Source organism: Nonomuraea sp. NPDC050383, assembly GCF_044459125.1.
Classification (GTDB): domain Bacteria; phylum Actinomycetota; class Actinomycetes; order Streptosporangiales; family Streptosporangiaceae; genus Nonomuraea.
Map to the genome: position 1 here is coordinate 1 of NZ_JBITIP010000034.1, position 19,481 is coordinate 19,481.

Here is a 19,481-nt window from a genome sequence, read left to right on the forward strand (position 1 = left end):
GCCGGACAATCTTTGATAGGAGAGGGCTCCACCCGGAGCTTCTCGGGCCAGTGATGGTTCCGGGAGGCGGAGGGTGGGGCCCTTTCTTGCGTTGTGCCGGTATACGCGCCGGCGTACGCGATGCTGCGGCACACACAGCCGCGGCGCGGTCGCCACCGTCCTCGCCGAACAACGGTGCAGCCCGTCTGGGACATTCGCCCATTCTGGAAGATCCGCCGCGCACCGCCACCCTTCTTCTGCCGTTCACGACTCTTCGGCAGTTCACGACGAGCCACACCACAAGTCACACCACCAGCCACACCGCGCGGGCGCGCTGACGGCGGGTGCCTGCGGATCATCCGTCATGAGGTGTCGCTCGGGTGGCGGCACTGCGCCGCAGCTGGTGCAGGTCGAGTCTGTGTACGTGTGGAGCAGCCCTCGCCGCCGCAACCCGTACGCGACAGCGCGGAGACGCGAAAACGCGTTGCCGTAGCTGCTCGCCAGAACGTATGGTTTTGCGCTCGTGGTCACAATGGTGGATCGAGTCTTGCCTGCCCGCCTCGGGACAGGCTTCCGGCGGTTGCTGGCAGCGAGCTGGCTGACAAATCTCGGGGACGGGGTCGCGGCCGCCGCGGGCCCGCTGCTGATCGCGACGTTGACCCGCGATCCGCTGATGATCTCTCTGTCGGCACTGGTGAGCTGGGCGCCGCCGCTGCTGTTCAGCCTGTATGCGGGCGTGCTGTCGGATCGGTACAACCGCCGCAGGATCGTGCTCGTCGCGAACGCCATGCGGGCCGTGGTGCTGGCGGCGCTCGTCGCGCTCACGGTGACCGGCACAGTGACCGTGGCAACGGCCCTGGTGGCACTCACGCTCCGGTCCATCGCCGAGGTGTTCGCCGACAACGCGACGGCCACGCTGACGCCCATGATGGTCGGCAAGGACGATCTCGTCATCGCCAACGCCCGCCTCGGCACGGGATTCATCACGCTCAATCAGCTCGCCGGACCGCCGATCGGCGCGGCGCTGTTCGGTCTGGGCTTCACCTGGCCGTTCGCGGGCCAGTTGCTCATGGTGGTGGCGGGAATCATCCTGGTCTCCCGGATCACGTTGCCCCCGCACGGCCGGCAGACCGACGACCCCAAGCCCGACACTGTGCGAGAACTCATCGCCGGGTTCAGCTGGACCATCCGGCACGCGGCAGTGCGCACGCTCGCGCTGACGATCCTGATCTTCAATTTCACGTTCGGCGCGGCCTGGTCGGTTCTCGTCCTCTACACCCAGCAGCAGCTCGGCCTCGGCGCCATGGGCTTCGGCCTGATGACCACCATCGGCGGGATCGGCGGCCTGATCGGCACCGGCCTGTACGGGGCCATCACCCGCAGGGTGAGCCTCGGCGCCCTGATGCGGATCGGGCTCGTCATCGAAACCTTCACTCACCTGGGCCTGGCGTTGACCCATTCGCCGTGGGTCGCCGGGGGCATCTTCCTGGCCTTCGGCGCGCACGCCTTCATATGGGGTACGACCTCGGTCACCGTCCGCCAGCGCGCGGTCCCGCACGAACTCCAGGGCCGCGTGGGCAGCGTCAACAGCATCTGCGTCTACGCCGGTCTGGTGGTCGGCTCGCTGATCGGCGGTGTCCTGGCCACCCGCTTCGGTGTCGCGGCGCCGTTCTGGTTCGCCTTCGCTGGTTCGGCGGTGTTCGTGGTGCTGCTGTGGCGGCAGCTCATGCTCATCTCCCACGACTGAGTCATCGTGCGGGACGCCGTTCCGGAACGCTGTGACCTCGAAGTTGTGCGGCACACCTTGGACGGGTCCGCGCGGCCCAGGAGGTCTGCTTCTGTCCCTGGTGCCTGGGGCGGCGGAGTTCGATGCGATGGCCGGGTTCGTGGGCAAAGGAGACGATCTCAGGCACGGGCTTGATCGAGCACGGGCATGACCGAGACCAGCACCCGCGTGCTGCCAGGCCCCACTGCCGTGTGCGGTTGCGCCGTGCGGGTGTGGGAGGGGCCTGTTTCGGCCCGCTGCGGGGTCGTACCGGACGTTCCTGTGCAGGGCGGGAGGGGGTCCGTACCGGACGTTCCCGTGCAGGGCGGGAGGGGGTCCGTACCGGACGTTCCCGTGCAGGGCGGGAGGGGGTCCGTACCGGACGTTCCTGTCCAGGGCGGGGAGTCAGCTCGTGAGGAGGTGGCGGTGGCGGGGCGCGCGGCTCGGGGGCGGTTGCCGATCCCCATAGGCCGTACCTCACCGGTCGGCCAGTACCGAATACTCCTCCGACACCCCCAGGGCGACGAGGAAGCGGCCGTCCTGGCGGCGCTTCAGCCACTCGGCCAGCCACGGTGTGCCCTCCGGCGCCCAGTGGTACGGCTCGTACATGCCGCCGTCCTCGTCGAAGAAGCCGGCCCCGGGCATGTCCATCAGGTCGGAGGAGGCTTCGGTGCGTGCGGTGGCGAACTCCATGGTGACACCGTCGCAGACGAGCATGGTGACCTTTTCGACGTCGGGTGCGCGATCGGCGCGGGTGCCGGACTCCCGTAGCTCGGCACGCTTCTCCACGGCCTCAGGGCAGCGCCTGAAGCGGGCGAGGAGCGCGTCGACGTCACCGTTCCAGGTGTAGGCACGATAGAGGCTGAGGACGCAGATGGCGGCGAAGTCCTCTTGGTTCTTCGCATCGTCGTTGCCGCGCCGGCAGCGGTCGAGACCGCTGCGGCCGAGCTCCTTCGCGAACCTGCCCGTACGGGCGGCCCAGTCGAGGCGTAGCCCGAGGAGTTTCCGGGCGGTTGCCCGGTGCTCGTCCACGGCGGGGGCGTGGGGCGGGATGGTCGGCGGGGCGGTGGGGGGCAGCGTGCCCGATGTGAGAACGAGGGCCAGGGCGACGGCGGCCGAGGCCATCGCCACGCCGCCGCCGAGCAGCAGCCCGACCTGTACGACTCTTCGTGGCCAGAGTGGTGTGAGGCTCCTCCGCAGGAGGCTTCCCGGCTCGCTTGTCATCCGCACCGCCAGGACCACCCACCTCGGAACATCGCGAGTTCGAGTGCGCTGCCTCTGTGGCCGGCCCCTCCGAATCCGCCCGCTCGGAGACGGTCCCGTCCGGCTCCGCCCTCTCTGGGGACGCCCTCTTCGAGTCGGTCCCCTGTGAGTCCGCCCCTACTGAGCCGGTCCCCGCCGAGTGGGTCCCCTATGGGTCTGCCGTCGCCGTGGCCGTCGTCTCCGGGTCTGCGGTTTCTGTGGCCGTCGTCTCCGGGGCTGGGGTCTGCGGGTGTGTCGTCTCGGGGTGCGTCGTTCTTGCGTGATTCGTCTTGGGGGCCGCCGTCCTGGCGGGCGCCGGCTCTCGGACCGTTGCCGTCGGGGCCGCTGCGGTCGGGGTTGCCGCCGTCGGGGTCACCGTGTTCCGGCGGGCGGATACGTCGGACGGTGGGCCGGCTGGGCGCGCCTGTGAGCGTCACACTTCTGAGATGTCTGGGGCAGCCGTGAAGTTCGAGCGGGAACTTCGGTGGGCGGGCGGCTCGTCTGGATGAGTGAGGGCCCGAGAGCCCACAGCGACAGAGGGGGTCCAGATTCACAGGTGTACGGCTGAGGAAAGAGGGGAACGACGTACTAGATATGGAGCTCCCCCGACAGGACCGTCACTGCGTGACCGGCCCGGTGGACTCGGTCCACGGCCGTCCCGGCACGCGGTGTGGGCTCCTGCGGGACGTGACGCTCCGTGATCCCCGGCCCGAGCCGAAGGGCGGGGGCGGTACGGGGGTCCGAGGGGCGGTTTCCCCCCTTCACCAGGGTGAGCACTCGGCCGGTGAACGGCTGGATCGTGGCGTGTGGGGATGGTTCGGTGCGGAGGTCGGGATTGCTCGCGTGCACCCCGGCAGGGGCGCTGCGGAGTGCTTTTTCCCGTCCGGACGGAACTGTGGTCCTTCTCACTTCCTGGGCCGGAAAATCCATTGTGATCATGAAACTGGTCGTGCGTTTCGCGGTGGGCGTTCCGTCTGCCGTGCTGAATTCGCCCCCTCTGCGGCCCGTGCCGTGCGAATAGCGTTGGGGCGTCTGGACCGAGGTCGAGAACCACCCGAACCAATCGGCACACGGGGACATCTAAGACGGGTGAGGCTCCGCTGCCTGCGTCCATGCGCCGGGAGCGGCTGACTCTGGACGGCGGTCTGCGGCAGGATTACCTACGAAAGAAGTGTCGGTGAAGGCGTCTACAGTGGCAACGGACGCATGACTCGATGCCTACGGGGGAGAGATATCCGGGTGAAACCTGGCCGCTTGCCGTACAAAATGGAATTGGTCGTGGGCGTGTCGCATGGCGAACGCGGAATCGTCGGTTACCGTCCAATGTGTAGGGACGTGCCGATTACGGTGAGTTCCTGAAGGAAAGGACAAGCCGATGGGGGCTGTGCGCAAGGTGGTGAACTACCTTGGCCTGGGCGGGGTCGACCACTACGACGACCACTACGACGACGAGCAGTACGAAGAGGAGTACATGCCGGCGTCGGAGCGGGCGGCCAGAAGGTGGCGGTCGACCGTCGATCCGTCGCGAATCGTGATGGTCCAGCCGCTCAAGTACAACGACGCGCCGATGATCGGTCAGCATTTCCGTGACGGTCAGACGGTGATCATGGACGTGACGGGCATGCCGATGCCCGAGGCGACGCGCATGGTCGACTTCGCGGCCGGTCTGGCCTATGGCTGCGAGGGCCGGATCGAGCGCATCGCCGACCGGGTGTTCCTGCTCGCGCCGGCGCACGTGGAGATCGAGACGTCCTAGGCAGCGCGCGGGCCGCGACGGATCAGCCGGGTCAGCTCGGCGGAGTCGTCGGCGGCCTGCTTGGCGCGTGCGTCCGCCTCGCGGGCGTACGCGTGCAACGCCCAGACGGCCCCGTCGGCGAGCTCCTTGAGCTCGGCGACGCGCGCGGCCACGTAACGGGCGTCCGAGGCGATGGCGGCGCGGCGCCGCCACAGGCGCCACCCCGCCAGCCCGATCAGGGCCATCCCCAGCACGACGAGCGGCCAGCCGATGGCGAGGGCCCCCAGCACGCAGCCGACGCCGGCGATCACCAGAGCGACGACCTCCCACGGCCGGCGGCGCGGCAGCGTGCCCTCGGCCGCGATGGCGGCCTCCGCCTCGGCCATGGAGGCCGCGTCGGCCCCCTCGGGGCGCAGCACGATGGGGTGGCCGAGCAGCGGCACGGTGACCGTGTCGGGCGGCTCCAGACGGCTGTCGGCCTCCAGCTCCTCGGCGACCCCGCGCAGCACCGGCGCGGCCACGTGCAGCGCGATGGCCGTGAGGTGCGGGTCGGCGCCGGGGCGCAGGTCGTCGAGCAGGTGGGTGGTCAGCGACGCCATGGGCCCGGCCGGGCCGCCCAGGCCGATCAGGGACCGCAGCATGGCCAGCGGCTCGTCCTCGGCCCAGGAGGTGACGGGGCTGGCGGCGCTGTTGGTGAGCGGGGTCGCGGCGTCGTGGTCGGCCTGCCGGGCCGAGGTGATCTCGGTGCAGCGGGCGCGCAGCCGCGCCAGGCGCGCGGCGGCCTGCGCGGGCCGCGCCAGCTCGGGGATCTCCGCCATCTCGGGGAAGTCGACCAGCGACACGGGCACGACCACGGCGGGCTCGCCGGGCGCGAGCGCCTGCACCCACTGCCGTTGGTCGGCATGGTCGGGTACGGCCAGCGCGTCGAGCTTGCGCAGCACGAAGATCTTGCCGGCGGGGCCGTAGGCGCCCCGGGCGGCGGCCAGCCAGAGGGAGCGCTGCCCGTGGGTGACCGGCTGCTCGATGGACAGGTCGCCGAAGGCGGTGCCGAGCCACGAGGCGTGGATGCGGCTGCCGTGGCCGGCGACGGCCAGGGCGAGGCAGAGGAACAGCGCCGTGCGCTGCTGGTCGCGGCCGGCGGCCCTGCTCAGCGGCTCCAGCGGGTCCTCGCCGGCGAGGATCGCCACCAGCGCCTGGACGGCCGGTGGCAGCCAGTTGCCCGGGATGTCGGCGAAGGCGGGTGCGGTGGGAGGAGCGGTGCCGTTGGCGGCCAGGTGAGCCAGCAGCGCCTCGGCGTAACGTCTCAGCTCTTCCGCTGCTTGGGGGCTCGCAGTCAGGTCCGTGCTCAAGGCAGAGAACTCCCCCATTTTCGGCCTCGGTTCATGACCGCGTAAAGCCTAACCGGGGGGCGCGCCAACCCTGGGGAGGCGCGCCCACGTCGATCGGCACGGCGGATGTCACATGCGCTCGGGGACCGGGACGCCCAGCAGGTCGAGCCCGGTCTCCAGAACGCGGAGGGTCAGCGCGCACAGCGCGAGCCGGGAGGCGCGCGTGTCGGCGTCGACGCCTTCCTTCAGCACCGGGCACTCCTCGAAGAAGGTGGTGAAGGCGGTGGCGGTGGCGTAGATGAACGCGCACAGCCGGTGCGGCTCGTTCGACTCGGCCACCTTCTCCACGGCCGCCCCGAACCCGAGGAGCTGGAGCGCCAGCGCCCGCTCGGCCGGGTGGCCGAGGACGATCGGGCCGGTCGCGTCGGCCGGGTCCACGCCGCCCTTGCGGAAGATCGACCGGATCCGGGCCTGGGCGTACTGGAGGTAGGGCGCCGTGTTGCCGGTCAGGCCGAGCATGCGGTCGAAGTCGAAGACGTACTCGCTGTCGTGGCTGATCGACAGGTCGGCGTACTTGACCGCGCCCATGCCCACGACTCGGGCGATCTCCGCCCGCGTCGCCTCGTCGTAGTCGCGGTCGGCGATGACCACGGACGCCCGGTCCACGGCCTCCTGGAGCAGGTCCATCAGCTTGACCGACTCGCCGGAGCGGGTCTTGAAGCGACGGCCGTCCTTGCCGAGCATCATGCCGATCTGGACGTGCTCGGCCGAGACGGTGTCGGGCAGCCAGCCGGCCTGCTCCGCGGCGGCGAACACCATGCGGAAGTGCAGGGCCTGGTCGGCGCCGACCACGTAGAGGATGCGGTCGGCCTTGAGGTCGTGCACCCGGTAGCGGATGGCCGCCATGTCGGTGGAGGCGTAGCCGTAGCCGCCGTCGCTCTTGCGGATGATGAGCGGCAGCGGCTTGTCGTCGGAGCCGGTGAAGCCGGGCGGGAACAGGCACAGCGCGCCCTCGCTCAGCACCGCCACCCCGGCGGTCTCCAGGTCGTCGCAGGTCCTCTGGAGCATCGGGTTGTACATGCTCTCGCCGGCGATGTCGGCGTCGGTGAGGGTGACGCCGAGCATGCCGTAGACCTTGTTGAAGTAGCGGACGGTGGCGTCCATGAAGACGTGCCAGAGCCGCAGCGTGTCGGGGTCGCCCGACTGGAGCGTGGTCACCCGCGCGCGCGAGCGGGTCTTGAACGACTCGTCGCCGTCGAACTTCTGCCGCGCGGCCTGGTAGAACTCGGTGCCCATGCCGGCTTCGAGCTGCGCGACCGCGGCCTCCTCGCCGATGTCGAGCAGGTGCTCGATGAGCATGCCGAACGGCGTGCCCCAGTCGCCCAGGTGGTTCTGCCGGATGACGGTGTTGCCCAGGTGCTCGTGGACGCGGGCCAGGGAGTCGCCCACGATCGTGGTGCGCAGGTGGCCGACGTGCATCTCCTTGGCCGCGTTGGGCGCGGAGTAGTCGATCACGATGGTCTGCGCGGGCGTGACCGTGCCGACGCCGCGGCGCGGGTCCTCCAGCATGCGGCCGGCCTCGCCGGCGATCCACGTGTCGGCGAGCGTGATGTTGAGGAACCCGGGGCCGCTGACCTCGACCGTGCCGGGGAAGTCGGCCAGCTCGGCGGCAAGGGCCTCGGCGACCTCCCGCGGGGACCGTCGCAGGCGCTTGGCCAGGCTCATCGCGACGTTCGCCTGGAAGTCGGCGAACTGGGACGGCCGGATCAGCGGGTCTGCGTCGGCGTGCTCGGCGCCGAACGCCGCGGCCAGCGCCTGCTGGACGCGCTCGGTGAGCACCATCTGCGGGTCGGTCATGGTCTAAGGGTACCGGCGAGCCTGACCGTGACGCTGATCGCGAGAGTGATCAGCGCGGAGGCCACCACGGCGATGCCGACGGCGGTCAGGCCGTTGCTCAGGTCGCCCGGCTCCAGGGCGAAGAACTCGCGCACGAACGGGATGGACAGCGCCCCGGCGAACAGCACCGCCATGGCGGCGACCAGGCCCACCCGCAGCCAGGTGAGGGGCCGGGCGATGAGCACGAGCACCCACCAGGTGGTCAGGAACAGGGTGATCACCGCGGACGTGCGGTCCTCGTTCAGGGTGGAGGTCCCACTGTGCGCGGCCCAGAACGCCAGCAGCATCGCCGCCGCGCACAGCACCCCGGCCGGTACGGCGAAGCGCAGCACGCGGGGCACGAACCCGGGCTTTGAGCGCTCCAGCGTGGGCGCCAGGGCCAGGAAGAACGCCGGGATGCCGATGGTCAGCGCGTTGACCAGCGTGGAGTGCCGGGGGGCGAACGGGAACATGAGCCCCAGGACGCCGGTCGCCAGCGACAGCGCGATCGCGTAGAAGGTCTTGGTGAGGAACAGGTTGGAGACCCGCTCGATGTTGGCCAGCACCCGGCGGCCCTCGCCGACCACGTGGGGGAGCGTGGCGAAGGCGTTGTCGAGCAGCACCACCTGGGCGACGGCCTTGGTGGCGGGGCTGCCCGCGCCCATCGCGATGCCGAGGTCGGCGTCCTTGAGCGCGAGCACGTCGTTGACGCCGTCGCCGGTCATGGCGACGGTGTGGCCGCGGGACTGGAGCGCGCCGACGAACAGCCGCTTCTGCCGCGGGGTGACCCGGCCGAAGACGGCGTTGGCCGCGAGTATGTCGGCGAGCTTGTCCGGGTCGTCCTCCGGCAGGGTGCGGGCGTCGACGGCGCGGTCGCCGTCGGGGATGCCGAGGCCGGTGGCGATGGCGGAGACCGCCTCGGGGTTGTCGCCCGAGATGACCTTGACGGTGACTCCCTGGCGGGCGAAGTAGCTCAGGGTCTCGTGGGCGTCGGGGCGGATGCGCTGCTGGAGCGTGACGAGCGCGACGCACTCGACCGCCGCGTCCGGGTTGCCCCGCTCGGCGGCGGCCAGGTCGCGGGTGCGGCAGAGGGCGAGCACCCGGGCGCCGGTGGAGGCCATCGCGGCGGCCCGCTCGTAGCCTTCGCCGCCGTCGAGCAGCACGTCCGGAGCGCCGAGCAGCCACGCGCCGCGCTCGCCGAAGTCGGCGCCGCTCCACTTGCGCGCCGAGGAGAACGGCACGGAGCCCGTGGCCGTCCAGCCGCCGGGCGTCGCGGGGTAGCGCACCTGTACGGCCTGGGCGGTGGCGTTGGGCCGCTGGTCGAGGTTGGCCAGGGCGGCGAGCGCCTCCTCCACGGGATGCCCGTCGCCGATCGGGAGGACCTCGCCGAGATCCATGCCGCCCGCGGTGAGGGTGCCGGTCTTGTCCAGGCACAGCACGTCGACCCTGGCCAGGCCCTCGATCGCGGGCAACTCCTGGACCAGGCACCTGCGGCGGCCCAGCCGGACGACGCCGACGGCGAAGGCGATCGAGGTCATCAGCACCAGCCCCTCGGGGATCATGGTGACGATGCCGGCGACCGCTCCGGTGATGGCGGTGCCGAAGTCGCCGGTGTTGCGGAGCTGGCTGTAGATCAGCAGCGCGCCGATCGGGATGACCAGCCAGGTGATGTACTTGATGAAGTTGGCGACGCCCTGGCGCAGCTCGGAGTGGGCGAGGTGGAACTTGCTGGCCTCCTCGGCGAGCCGTACCGCGTAGGCGTCGGTGCCGACGTGGGTGGCGACGAACGCGCCGGAGCCGGCGACGGCGAAGCTGCCCGACAGGACCCGGTCGCCGGGCCGCTTGTGCACCGGGTCGGCCTCGCCGGTCAGCAGCGACTCGTCGATCTCCAGCCCGTCGGACTCGACGACCTCGCCGTCCACGAGCAGCCGGTCGCCGGACCCGAGCAGGATGAGGTCGCCGAGCACCACGTCCTGTGGTGGGATCTCCTGGTCGCGGCCGTCGCGGCAGACCCTGACGGGCTCCTCGTTGATGACGGCCAGGCGGTCGAGGGTGCGCTTGGCGCGTACCTCCTGGACGATGCCGATCAGCGCGTTGGCCACGATGACCAGGCCGAACAGGCCGTCCTGCCACTGCCCGAAGATCAGGATGAGCGCCCACAGGACGCCGATGACGAAGTTGAACAGCGTGAAGACGTTGGCCCTGATGATGGCGCCGAAGGACCGGCTCGACCGGCGCGGGACGATGTTCCGCTTCGCCTGGGCGGCCTGTGCCGCGGTGAGCCCTCGCACGCGTTCCCCCGTTCGTGTCCCCCGATCGTGCGGACGCGCCAAAGACTACGGGTTCACCAGAGCCGGTGTGATCGCGGAGCGATGGCGATCCGTTCGCCCACGCGGTCCACGATGCCACCGGCCGACAGCTCCGCTGCGAGCTCGCAGGCCGCGCTGATGCCCTGTGACCTGGACGAGCCGTGCGCGATGACCACGGTGCCGTTGAGGCCGAGCAGGACGGCGCCGCCGTGGGCCTCGGCGTCGAGGCGCTGCCGCAGGTCGCGGATGCGGGAGCGCTGCAGGAACGCGCCCAGCCGGGCCGCCGGGCTCTCGCCGATGGCCTCGCCGAGCTGGTGGAAGGCGTAGCGGACGGTGCCCTCCATGGTCTTGAGCGCGACGTTGCCGGTGAAGCCGTCGGCGGTGATCACGTCGACGGCGCCGGTGAGCAGGTCGTGGCCCTCGATGTTGCCGGTGAAGTGCAGGCCGGGGGCGCTCTGGAGCAGCTCGTGGGCGCGCTTGACGAGCTTGTTGCCCTTCTCGGCCTCGGCGCCGATGGTCAGCAGGCCGACCTTCGGCTGGGCGATGCCGTGGGCCAGCTCCGCGTAGGCCGTGCCGAGGTGGGCGAACTGCACCAGCATCTCCGGCTTGGCGTCGGAGTTGGCCCCGGCGTCGACGAGCAGCGTGGGGTGCGGCCGGGTGGGCAGGGCGACGGCGATGGCGGGCCGCAGGACGCCCTGCTGGGGCTTGAGGCGCAGCCGGCCGGTGGCCACGATGCCGCCGGTCGAGCCCGCGGACACCACGGCCGACGCGTCGCCCCGCCGTACGAGGTGGCAGGCGATCGCGATGCTCGAACGGGGGCGGCGCAGGCTGGCCAGCGCGCCCTCGTCCATCGCGAGGACCTCCTCGGCCCGCACGATGGGGATCTCCTTGGTGGCGTCGTGGTCGGCGAGGGCCTCGTACAGGATGCGCGGCGGTCCGACCAGCACGACCTCCAGCCCGCGCTCGCGCACGGCGTGCACCGCTCCCGCGACGATCTCGTGGGGGGCGTGGTCGCCGCCCATGGCGTCGAGCGCGATCGGCTTGCTGTCGGACACTGGGTCACCTCGTACGGCGTGCGTGCCCGCCGTGAGGCTCGCCGAAGGCGGGCTCGGCGAGCCCGCGGTCGCAGGCGGGACGCTTGCCAGGCTAGCCGGTGGTCCCGGTGGCCGATCCGCCGGGAGAGCACGGGGTCAGCGCAGGTTCCAGTCGACGACGCCGCGGGACACGATCACCTTCGAGAACATCGACGTGCCGGTGATCCGGATGAGCGGGCCGTCGCCGTCCGAGCCGCCCGACACGTTGCGCTTACCGAACGTGGAGCTGCCCTCGTCGATGACGTGGGCGTTGTCGGGGACGCGCACGATGAGCTTGGAGAAGCGGGCGTCGCACTCGAGTGTGACCTCGCGGCCGGGGAGCACGGCGTCGGACAGGTCGATGATCATCGCGCCGAAGTTCGCCACCAGCCTGGTATGCCGTGAGGCGATCCAGCGGCCCTTTCTGATGATCTTGCTGAACGTGGAGCGGATCGTCTGCTGCTCCACGGCCTCCGGCGGCCGGGAGGCGGTCACGTCCGGCAGGTCCCCGGTGAGGGGGACGAGCTCACCGACGGTCTTGGCCGTGTAGGCGGCCTCGAGTCGGTCCGCGTGCTCGACGCTGGTGAGCCGGCCGGTGGCGAGCGCCTCGCCCAGCACGGCGGCCACGCGGTCGCGGTCGGTGTCGGAGGCGCGCAGCGCGGGATCGTGGGTCACACCGCCAGTGTAGCCATAAACGCGATATGTCGCGAGATGCTCTTCTGAAATCTCCCAGCGACTCGGCGGAACCGAATCCCGGGTTTGCAACGTCCGGATATAAAGGCCACAGACGCGCGACAGGGGCTTGAGGTTTACCGGCGATCGAACAAAAAAGAGGGGAAACGCTTAGTGATCTTGAACCAGGCAGGCACACGACGCTTCCGGGCTTACACGTCCAAGCATCTGAACGACCTCCTGCTCCGGGCAGGGCTCGACGACGAGGAGCGGCTGAGGGTGAGGGCCGTCGCCACGGTTCTCCCGTTCCGCACCAACGCGTACGTCGTCGACGAGCTCATCGACTGGTCGGCCGCGCCCGACGACCCCATGTACAAGCTGGTCTTCCCGCAGGCGGACATGCTGCCCGCCCCGGACGTCGCCCGGCTGGCCGACCTGCTGAAGGCGGAGGCGCCCGCCGCCGAGATCAACGCGGAGGCCAACCGGATCCGCGCCCGGCTCAACCCGCACCCGGCCGGGCAGATGGAGCTCAACGTGCCCCGGCTGGAGAACGAGCCGGTCCCGGGACTCCAGCACAAGTACCCCGAGACCGTCCTGATCTTCCCCAAGCAGGGACAGACCTGCCACGCCTACTGCACCTACTGCTTCCGGTGGGCGCAGTTCGTCGGCGACGCCGACCTCAAGTTCGCCTCCGACGACATCGAGCAGATGGTCCGCTACATCCGCCGGCACCCTGAGGTCACGAGCGTGCTGATCACCGGCGGCGACGCCATGATCATGGGCGAGCCGGTGCTCAAGCGCTACCTGGAGCCGCTCCTCGATCTGGAGCAGCTCGAATCAGTACGGATCGGCACGAAGTCGCTCGCGTACTGGCCGCAGCGCTTCACCACGGACCCGGACGCCGGCTCCACGCTGGAGCTGTTCGAGAAGGTGGTCGCCGCCGGCAAGAACCTCGCCTTCATGGCCCACTTCACCCACCCCCGCGAGCTGGAGCCACCCCTCGTCGAGGCGGCGGTCCGGAACATCCTCGGCACCGGCGCCACCATCCGGACGCAGGCGCCGCTGATTCGCTCCATCAACGACGACCCCGCGCTCTGGTCGGGCATGTGGCGCAGGCAGCTGCGCATGGGCATGATCCCGTACTACATGTTCGTCGAGCGCGACACGGGACCGCAGGACTACTTCGCGGTGCCGCTGGCCCGGGCCCACGAGATCTTCAGGGACGCGTACGCGTCGGTCTCCGGGCTCTGCCGTACGGTGCGGGGGCCCTCCATGTCGGCCACGCCGGGCAAGGTGTGCGTCGACGGGGTCACGGAGATCGCCGGCGAGCGGGTCTTCGTGCTGCACTTCATCCAGGCCCGCGACCCGTCGCTGGTCGGGCGGCCGTTCTTCGCCCGGTACGACCCGACGGCGGTGTGGCTGACCGATCTGCGCCCGGCCTTCGCCGACCGGTTCCCGTTCGAGCCCGCTGTGGAGGAGGCCCTGCTGGCCGTCTGAGCCGGCCCCGGGTGACTCCGGAGGCGTTCCGGCCGCCGGGTGAGCCCCGCCCGGCCCGAGCGGTCAAGCGAGCACCCGGCTAGCGGAAAATCTGTGCGCCCGGCCCGCGGCTTTCGTCCTTACCGGCGGTCGTTCGCGGGCCGTCGGCGTGCTCGGGGAGCGGGCGGCCTATGCCCGGGAATCCGCCCTCCCCACATCCCGAAATGTCGCCCGTTCTCCCCGCCGCTCGACGGCCTTGCCGGGGCTCTCCCGAGGCTCTTGAAGGGCTGTTGACCTGGCCCGCGAGCCGACGGCCGTGGTGGTACAACTACGTCGGTAGCTCAGCCGGGCGGCGCGCCGCGTGTGGTGCCCACAGCGTGTTCGTCTCGGCTTTCGGGGGGTTTTCGATTCGCGTTTCCTCCGCATTCGAGAGCGATCGATCACGAGCCGGGAAGGCAATCATGAATCGTGTAGTCAAGGCGGCTGTCGCCGTCGCGTCACTCGGGCTGGCGGCGGCCCTCACCGTTCCGCCGGCCCACGCGCAGGTGGAACGCTCCGCCAGGCCGCTCACGACGGGGCCCGGCGCACCGGACGTGACCTCGACGGCCGCCGGAGCGCTGGACGACAGGACGCCGGACGGCAGGGTGCTGGACGGCGGGACGGCCGGCCGGGGGACCCTGGACGGTACGAGCCTGGGCGCGGTGCCCGGCGCCCGCACACTGGACGCCGACGCGCCCGGCCCCGTCACCGGTGCTGTGCCCGGTCCCGTCACCGGTGCCGTGCCCCGCGTCGAGGTGCCGGGGGACCGGACGCCGCGTCCGACGGTGCCCGGGCACCGTGGCTCTCCCTCGGCGGCCTCCCGCGGAGGGACGTCGGGAGGCGGCTCCACGACCGGCCGCCGGGGCGGGACGAGGACCACGCCGGCCACCGCCCGGGACGACGACGGCTCCTCACCGAGGACGGCCCGCACGGGCCGCCGCGGCCGGGAGAACTGGCAGCGGCGGTACGTCCGGCCGAGCCGGCCGGCCCCGGCCCCGACCAGCTCCCCGACCACGGACCTCCCGGCCGGTGACACGCTGAGGGGCGCCCTGTCCAGGGGCGTCGCCCCGAGCCGTGTGACGCCGAACGGGGTGGCGCCGAGCGTCCCGCTGGCACAGGGCGTGACCCAGGGCGTGGCCCGGAACGGCACGCTCGCCCGAGGCGTCACCTCCAGTGGTGCGGTGCCGGGCGGCGCGCTCTCCAGCGGCCCCGGGCGCGCCCTGGCGAACGGTGTCGTGTCGAGCGGTGCCCTCTCGCGGGGTGTCGCTCCGAGCGGTGTGGCCGGGAGCGGCGCACTGTCCCGTGGCGTCGTCTCCAGCGGACCGCTGGCTCAGGGGGTGACTCCGGGCGCCGTGGTGTCCGGCACCCCGCTGTCACGTGGCCTCGCCTCGGGCGGGGTGGTGCCGGGTACGCGGCTGACCTGACCAGAGCGGCTGACCTGACCAGAAAGGCCGCTGCCCGCCGTGTCCGCCGGCGGACCGGGGGAGGGATGACGAGCGCCTTGGTGCCGGCGCTCGGACGGCCCGCCTCCCGGACCGGTGGGACGGCGCGGGCCGGGCGGACGCGCCCGAGCCCGAGCCACGCCTCACGTGCCGAGCCGCCACTGCAGGGCGGCGACCCCCGGTGAGAGGCGCAGCCCGCCGCCGGTTCCTCGACCAGGGACCGGCGGCACTCCCATGCCCGGACCCGACCTGCCCGACCTGACCCGCCCGACCTGACCCGCCCGACCCGCTCCGAGAGCGTCAGACGCGTACGCCGGTGCGCCGGGCGATCTGGGCCTGGAGCCGGGCCATCTGCCAGTGCAGGTCGAGGAGCTGCTGGGCCAGCTCCATCCTCGGGATCTCCGACACGTCCTCGATGGCCAGGTGGTCGATCGCGGCCGAAAGCTCTCCCATCGCGCCCCCGTTCCCTTCCATCCGCGCCTCGCCGTATCGAAACAACGTTCGAATCATACCGGACCGTGCGCCACGGTGTCAGGCATTGACCCCTCGTGTCGCAGGGGCCGCGCGCGAAGTCGTCCCATGAGGAAGCCGCCGGGCGTGTCGTACGCGCCGGCGGCTGGGGGGCTCGGGTGGATCAGCCCTTGTTGTAGGCGGCGAGCACTTCCTTCGGGTCGCCGTCCATCTTGATCTTGCCCTTGTGCAGCCAGATGACCCGGTTGCAGGTCTCCTCGATGACCCGCAGGTCATGGGCGACGAGGAAGACCGTGCCGGCCTCCTCGCGGATCTGCCGGATGCGCTGCTCGCTCTTCTTGCGGAACTCGCGGTCGCCGGTGGCCAGCGCCTCGTCGATGAGCAGCACGTCGTGGGTCTTGGCCGAGGAGATGGCGAAGCGCAGGCGGGCCCCCATGCCGGAGGAGTAGGTGGACATCGGCAGCTGGACGAACTCGTCGATGCCGGAGAAGTCCACGATCTCCTGGTACTTCTCCTTGACCTCGGCCGGCGTCATGCCCATGGCGTAGCAGCCGAGCACGATGTTGCGCTCGCCGGTGAGCTCGCGCATGAGCGCGGCGTTGACGCCGAGGAGCGAGGGCTGCCCGTCGGTGTAGACGGCGCCCGAGTGGGGCGGCAGGAGGCCGGCGATCGCGCGCAGCAGCGTGGACTTGCCCGACCCGTTGCGCCCCACGATGCCGATGGCGTCGCCGTGGTAGGCCACGAAGGAGACGCCCTTGACGGCGTGGACCTCCTTCATCTGCGGCCTGCCCTGGCGCTTCAGGAGACGCGTGAGGGCGTTGACGGCGTTGCCCTTCTCCACGTCGGTGGCCGCGCCGTAGACGCGGTAGATGATGTGCAGGTCGTCGACGATGACGGTGGGCGTGCCGGTGGGAACGTCGAGAGGCGGTTTGCTGACCGGCGTGGCCGGCTTGGGCTGCGGCTTCGCCTTGCCGTCCTTGCCGGCGGCGACGGCGGGCTCCTCGGCCTTCACCAGTGACAGCTCCTCGGTCAGTTCAGCCACGCCCGTACCTCTCCTCGGCACGCCAGAAGTACCAGAAGCCGAAGCAGAGGGCGAACACCGCCCAGAATACGCAGGATATCCACACCGCATCCGGAGGGTTGTGCCCACCCTCGCGGGTGATGAGCAGGTCGCGCATGGCCTCGATGTAGGAGGCGGCCGGATTGGCGTAGTACATCACGTCGGCCACCCACTGCGGCGCCTCGGCCTTGCCCACGACCCTGTCCTGGATGGAGAAGAAGACGCCCGAGGCGTACAGCCAGGTGCGGGTGATGAAGGGCAGGAGCTGGTTGAGGTCCCGCATGGACGCGCCCAGCCGGGCCATCACCAGCCCGGCGCCGACGTTGAACATCGTCTGGAGGAGCAGCACGACGGGCACCACCAGCCAGGCCAGCGTGATGGGCTCCCCCGTGATGAGGACGATCACGAGGAGCACGCCCATGGAGATGGCGAGCTGCTGCAGCTCCTGGATCGTGTACGCCAGGGGCAGGGAGGCGCGCGGGAAGTGCAGCGCGCGGATCATCGACAGGTTGCCGGAGATGGACTTGGCGCCCGCGGTGACGGTCCGCTGCGTGTAGGTGAAGACGAACATCCCCGTCAGGAGGAACGCCGGGTAGTTGTGGATGCCGCCCTTGCCACCGAGGATGAGGCCGAACATCACGTAGTAGATGGCGGCGTTGAGCAGCGGAGTGAGGACCTGCCACAACTGGCCGAGGGCCGAGCTGGTGTACTTCGAGACGTTGCGCGAGGACGCGTACGTCAGGATGAAGTGCCGCCGCTCCCAGAGCTGGCGCACGTAGACAGGGAACCTCGGCCGTGCGATGGCACGGCGAAGCCCGTATCTCGCGGCGAGCTTGGCCAGCGGCTCCTGCCCGCTCCGGCCGCCCGCCTGGGCGTCCGCGACAGCGGATTCCGGCTGACTCATGGCAAGGACTCTATTGGATCCGGGTCGGTGAGGTGCTCCCGCGCGGGCGCGCGGCAGACAGTTGGACGGAGTCCTGGAGCGCCCGGTTCCAAGGCGCCGTCAAGACGGCAACAACCGTAGCCCAGTGACCCGGCACGTGCCCGGCAAGGGCGCGAGCACATTTCGGTAAGAGGTATTTTTGCTCGACTGTCCGTGTCCAAACGTATGGTCATCTGACGGTTATGAGAGCTTCTAGGCCGTCTGAGCCGTATGAGTGTGACGCTGGATTGGCGCACGTGTGACCGAACTGCAACGCGCCAGAGACTCGCTGGTGGCACGTAGTGAGGGATAGTCGCGATCGACTGGCAGGGCGTCGGCTGGTTTGACCATGTCAGCCAAACCCGGGGGATTACCGAACCCCCCGTCAGGCTGCTCACGATCATCGCAGCTCAGCGCTAACGCCCACCTGTAGAGGGAGGAATCTTCTTACCATGCGTGTTACTAAGGGCGCACAGATCGTCGCCGGTACCGCGCTGCTGGCCCTCGCGGTTGCCGCGTGTGGTGGCGGCGGCGGCACCTCGACCGGCACCTCCGGATCGAGCGGGGACACGCCGGTCCGCATGGAGCTCGGCGAGCCGCAGAACCTGCTGGTCCCTTCGAACACCACTGAGTCCGAGGGCGCCGAGGCGCTCGCGGCGGTCTTCGAGCCGCTGGTGAACTATGACGAGAACAAGCAGGTCGTCATGGGCGCCGCGGAGTCGATCGAGACTCAGGACAACAAGGTCTGGACGATCAAGCTCAAGCCGGGCTACACCTGGCACAACGGCGAGCCCGTGATCGCGCAGAACTACGTTGACGCCTGGAACTACGCAGCGAACCAGGACAACGCGCAGGGCGCCGGCTACTTCTTCGGTCGTGTCGACGGCTACGCCGACCTCAACCCGGGCGAGGGCAAGCAGGTCACCACCAAGGAGATGAAGGGCCTCAAGGCGGTGGACGACACCACCCTCGAGGTCACGCTCACCGCGCCGTTCTCCCAGTTCAAGACCATGCTCGGCTACACCGCGTTCTACCCGCTGCCCAAGGCCGCCTTCGGCCCCGACGGCAAGGTGACGGCGGAGTTCGGCGAGAAGCCGATCGGCCAGGGCCTGTTCAAGCTGGACAAGCCCTACAAGAAGGGCACTGACCAGAGCATCGACCTGTCGGTGTACGACAAGTTCCCGGGCAAGAAGCCGAACGGCTGGACCAAGCTCCAGTTCAAGCTCTACAACAGCTCGGAGACGGCCTACAACGACCTGCAGGCCGACAACGTCGACATCCACGACTCGCTGCCCGCGTCGGCGATCGCCAGCGCCAAGACCGCGCTCGGGGACCGCTACCAGGACCAGCCGGACGCCGGTATCGGCTACATCGGCTTCCCCCTGCAGTACAACGACGAGTACAAGGACGTCAAGGTCCGCGAGGCCATCTCGATGGCCATCGACCGGAAGACCATCGCCGAGACGGTCTTCTCCGGCACCCGTTCGCCGGCCGACGACTTCATCAACCCGGCCATCGACGGCTACCGCCAGGGCGCCTGCACGGCCTGCGCCTACGACCCGGGCAAGGCCAAGGAGCAGTACGCCGCCGCCAAGGGTCCGGCCAAGCTGGAGCTCGGCTACAACGCCGACGGTGGACACAAGGAGTGGATCGAGGCCGTCGCCAACAACCTCCGCGCCAACCTCGGCGTCGAGGTGACGGTCAAGCCGTTCGAGAAGTTCGCCAACATCCTGGACGACCTGGACGCCAAGAAGTACAAGGGCATGTTCCGGATGGGCTGGGCGATCGACTACCCGTCGGCCGAGAACTACCTGTCGCCGATCTTCTCGACCGGCGCCATCAAGACGGGCTCCAACTACGCGGGCTACTCCAACAAGGAGTTCGACGAGACGGTCGCCAAGGGCGACCAGGCCGCCACCCCCGAAGAGGGCCTGAAGATCTACCAGCAGGCGGACGACATCCTCATCAAGGAGATGCCGTACATCCCGGTGTACTTCTACCGGAACAACTCGGGATACTCGACCAAGGTCAAGAACGTCAAGATCAACCTGCTCAACCAGGTTGAGTGGGCTGACGTCGAGAAGGCCTGACAC

Annotated in this window: 14 protein-coding genes; 5 read left to right on the forward strand and 9 right to left on the reverse strand. The window is 70.2% G+C overall.

From position 1 onward, the window contains the following. The first annotated feature begins 559 nt into the window (after positions 1 to 559). The gene (locus tag ACIBG4_RS41825; protein WP_397208157.1) at positions 560 to 1,726 is read left to right on the forward strand and encodes an MFS transporter; all 1,167 of its coding nucleotides are present in this window, start codon (positions 560 to 562) and stop codon (positions 1,724 to 1,726) included. A 495-nt stretch (positions 1,727 to 2,221) separates the two neighbouring features. Here ACIBG4_RS41825 and ACIBG4_RS41830 read toward each other — a convergent pair whose 3' ends face one another. Next, positions 2,222 to 2,968 (reverse strand): hypothetical protein, encoded by a 747-nt coding sequence (locus tag ACIBG4_RS41830; protein ID WP_397208159.1) that lies wholly within the window; start codon positions 2,966 to 2,968, stop codon positions 2,222 to 2,224. Between the two features lie 1,393 nt (positions 2,969 to 4,361). Here ACIBG4_RS41830 and ACIBG4_RS41835 point away from each other — a divergent pair. Then, the gene (locus ACIBG4_RS41835; protein WP_310716361.1) at positions 4,362 to 4,742 is read left to right on the forward strand and encodes a cell division protein SepF; all 381 of its coding nucleotides are present in this window, start codon (positions 4,362 to 4,364) and stop codon (positions 4,740 to 4,742) included. Here ACIBG4_RS41835 and ACIBG4_RS41840 read toward each other — a convergent pair. From ACIBG4_RS41840 to ACIBG4_RS41860, 5 genes are all read right to left on the reverse strand, one after another. Beyond that, positions 4,739 to 6,070, reverse strand: a complete 1,332-nt coding sequence (locus ACIBG4_RS41840; RefSeq protein ID WP_397208161.1) for a hypothetical protein — start codon at positions 6,068 to 6,070, stop codon at positions 4,739 to 4,741. The genes ACIBG4_RS41835 and ACIBG4_RS41840 overlap by 4 nt on opposite strands. Positions 6,071 to 6,178: 108 nt before the next feature. Beyond that, complete coding sequence (gene argS, locus ACIBG4_RS41845; RefSeq protein WP_310716357.1) at positions 6,179 to 7,906, reverse strand: arginine--tRNA ligase; 1,728 nt, start codon at positions 7,904 to 7,906, stop codon at positions 6,179 to 6,181. After that, positions 7,903 to 10,215 carry an HAD-IC family P-type ATPase gene (locus ACIBG4_RS41850; protein ID WP_397208163.1) on the reverse strand — a complete coding sequence of 771 codons (2,313 nt, stop codon included), beginning with the start codon at positions 10,213 to 10,215 and terminating at the stop codon, positions 7,903 to 7,905. The genes argS and ACIBG4_RS41850 overlap by 4 nt, the downstream gene beginning before the upstream one ends. A gap of 53 nt (positions 10,216 to 10,268) precedes the next feature. Next, positions 10,269 to 11,288: a phosphate acyltransferase PlsX gene (gene plsX, locus ACIBG4_RS41855; RefSeq protein WP_310716353.1), complete on the reverse strand. Its 1,020-nt coding sequence runs from the start codon at positions 11,286 to 11,288 to the stop codon at positions 10,269 to 10,271. 135 nt (positions 11,289 to 11,423) lie between these two features. After that, complete coding sequence (locus ACIBG4_RS41860) at positions 11,424 to 11,981, reverse strand: DUF1707 domain-containing protein (RefSeq protein WP_397208165.1); 558 nt, start codon at positions 11,979 to 11,981, stop codon at positions 11,424 to 11,426. Positions 11,982 to 12,152: 171 nt separating this feature from the next. On the opposite strand from ACIBG4_RS41860, the gene ACIBG4_RS41865 reads away from it, so the two are divergent. Both ACIBG4_RS41865 and ACIBG4_RS41870 read left to right on the forward strand, forming a co-directional pair. Continuing rightward, on the forward strand, positions 12,153 to 13,475 hold the full coding sequence (locus ACIBG4_RS41865) for a lysine 2,3-aminomutase (protein ID WP_355450056.1): 1,323 nt from the start codon (positions 12,153 to 12,155) through the stop codon (positions 13,473 to 13,475). A 440-nt stretch (positions 13,476 to 13,915) separates the two neighbouring features. After that, positions 13,916 to 14,917 carry a hypothetical protein gene (locus ACIBG4_RS41870; RefSeq protein WP_397208167.1) on the forward strand — a complete coding sequence of 334 codons (1,002 nt, stop codon included), beginning with the start codon at positions 13,916 to 13,918 and terminating at the stop codon, positions 14,915 to 14,917. Positions 14,918 to 15,235: 318 nt separating this feature from the next. On the opposite strand, the gene ACIBG4_RS41875 is transcribed toward ACIBG4_RS41870, so the two are convergent. The 3 genes from ACIBG4_RS41875 to ACIBG4_RS41885 form a co-directional block, all read right to left on the reverse strand. Then, positions 15,236 to 15,388 carry a hypothetical protein gene (locus ACIBG4_RS41875; RefSeq protein ID WP_310716349.1) on the reverse strand — a complete coding sequence of 51 codons (153 nt, stop codon included), beginning with the start codon at positions 15,386 to 15,388 and terminating at the stop codon, positions 15,236 to 15,238. Between the two features lie 181 nt (positions 15,389 to 15,569). Next, the gene (locus ACIBG4_RS41880) at positions 15,570 to 16,448 is read right to left on the reverse strand and encodes an ABC transporter ATP-binding protein (protein WP_310716347.1); all 879 of its coding nucleotides are present in this window, start codon (positions 16,446 to 16,448) and stop codon (positions 15,570 to 15,572) included. Next, positions 16,441 to 17,370: an ABC transporter permease gene (locus ACIBG4_RS41885; RefSeq protein ID WP_397208170.1), complete on the reverse strand. Its 930-nt coding sequence runs from the start codon at positions 17,368 to 17,370 to the stop codon at positions 16,441 to 16,443. The genes ACIBG4_RS41880 and ACIBG4_RS41885 overlap by 8 nt, the downstream gene beginning before the upstream one ends. Before the next feature lie 470 nt (positions 17,371 to 17,840). On the opposite strand from ACIBG4_RS41885, the gene ACIBG4_RS41890 reads away from it, so the two are divergent. Further along, positions 17,841 to 19,478, forward strand: coding sequence for an ABC transporter substrate-binding protein (locus tag ACIBG4_RS41890; protein WP_310716344.1), 1,638 nt, complete (start codon positions 17,841 to 17,843; stop codon positions 19,476 to 19,478). Positions 19,479 to 19,481: the final 3 nt, after the last annotated feature.

Coding starts and splice junctions, on each gene's coding strand:
- argS (WP_310716357.1), bottom strand. CDS start 7,906: ATGACCGACCCGCAGATGGTGCTCACCGAGCGCGTCCAGCAGGCGCTG.
- ACIBG4_RS41875 (WP_310716349.1), bottom strand. CDS start 15,388: ATGGGAGAGCTTTCGGCCGCGATCGACCACCTGGCCATCGAGGACGTG.
- ACIBG4_RS41885 (WP_397208170.1), bottom strand. CDS start 17,370: ATGAGTCAGCCGGAATCCGCTGTCGCGGACGCCCAGGCGGGCGGCCGG.
- ACIBG4_RS41890 (WP_310716344.1), top strand. CDS start 17,841: ATGCGTGTTACTAAGGGCGCACAGATCGTCGCCGGTACCGCGCTGCTG.
- ACIBG4_RS41870 (WP_397208167.1), top strand. CDS start 13,916: ATGAATCGTGTAGTCAAGGCGGCTGTCGCCGTCGCGTCACTCGGGCTG.
- ACIBG4_RS41830 (WP_397208159.1), bottom strand. CDS start 2,968: ATGACAAGCGAGCCGGGAAGCCTCCTGCGGAGGAGCCTCACACCACTC.
- ACIBG4_RS41835 (WP_310716361.1), top strand. CDS start 4,362: ATGGGGGCTGTGCGCAAGGTGGTGAACTACCTTGGCCTGGGCGGGGTC.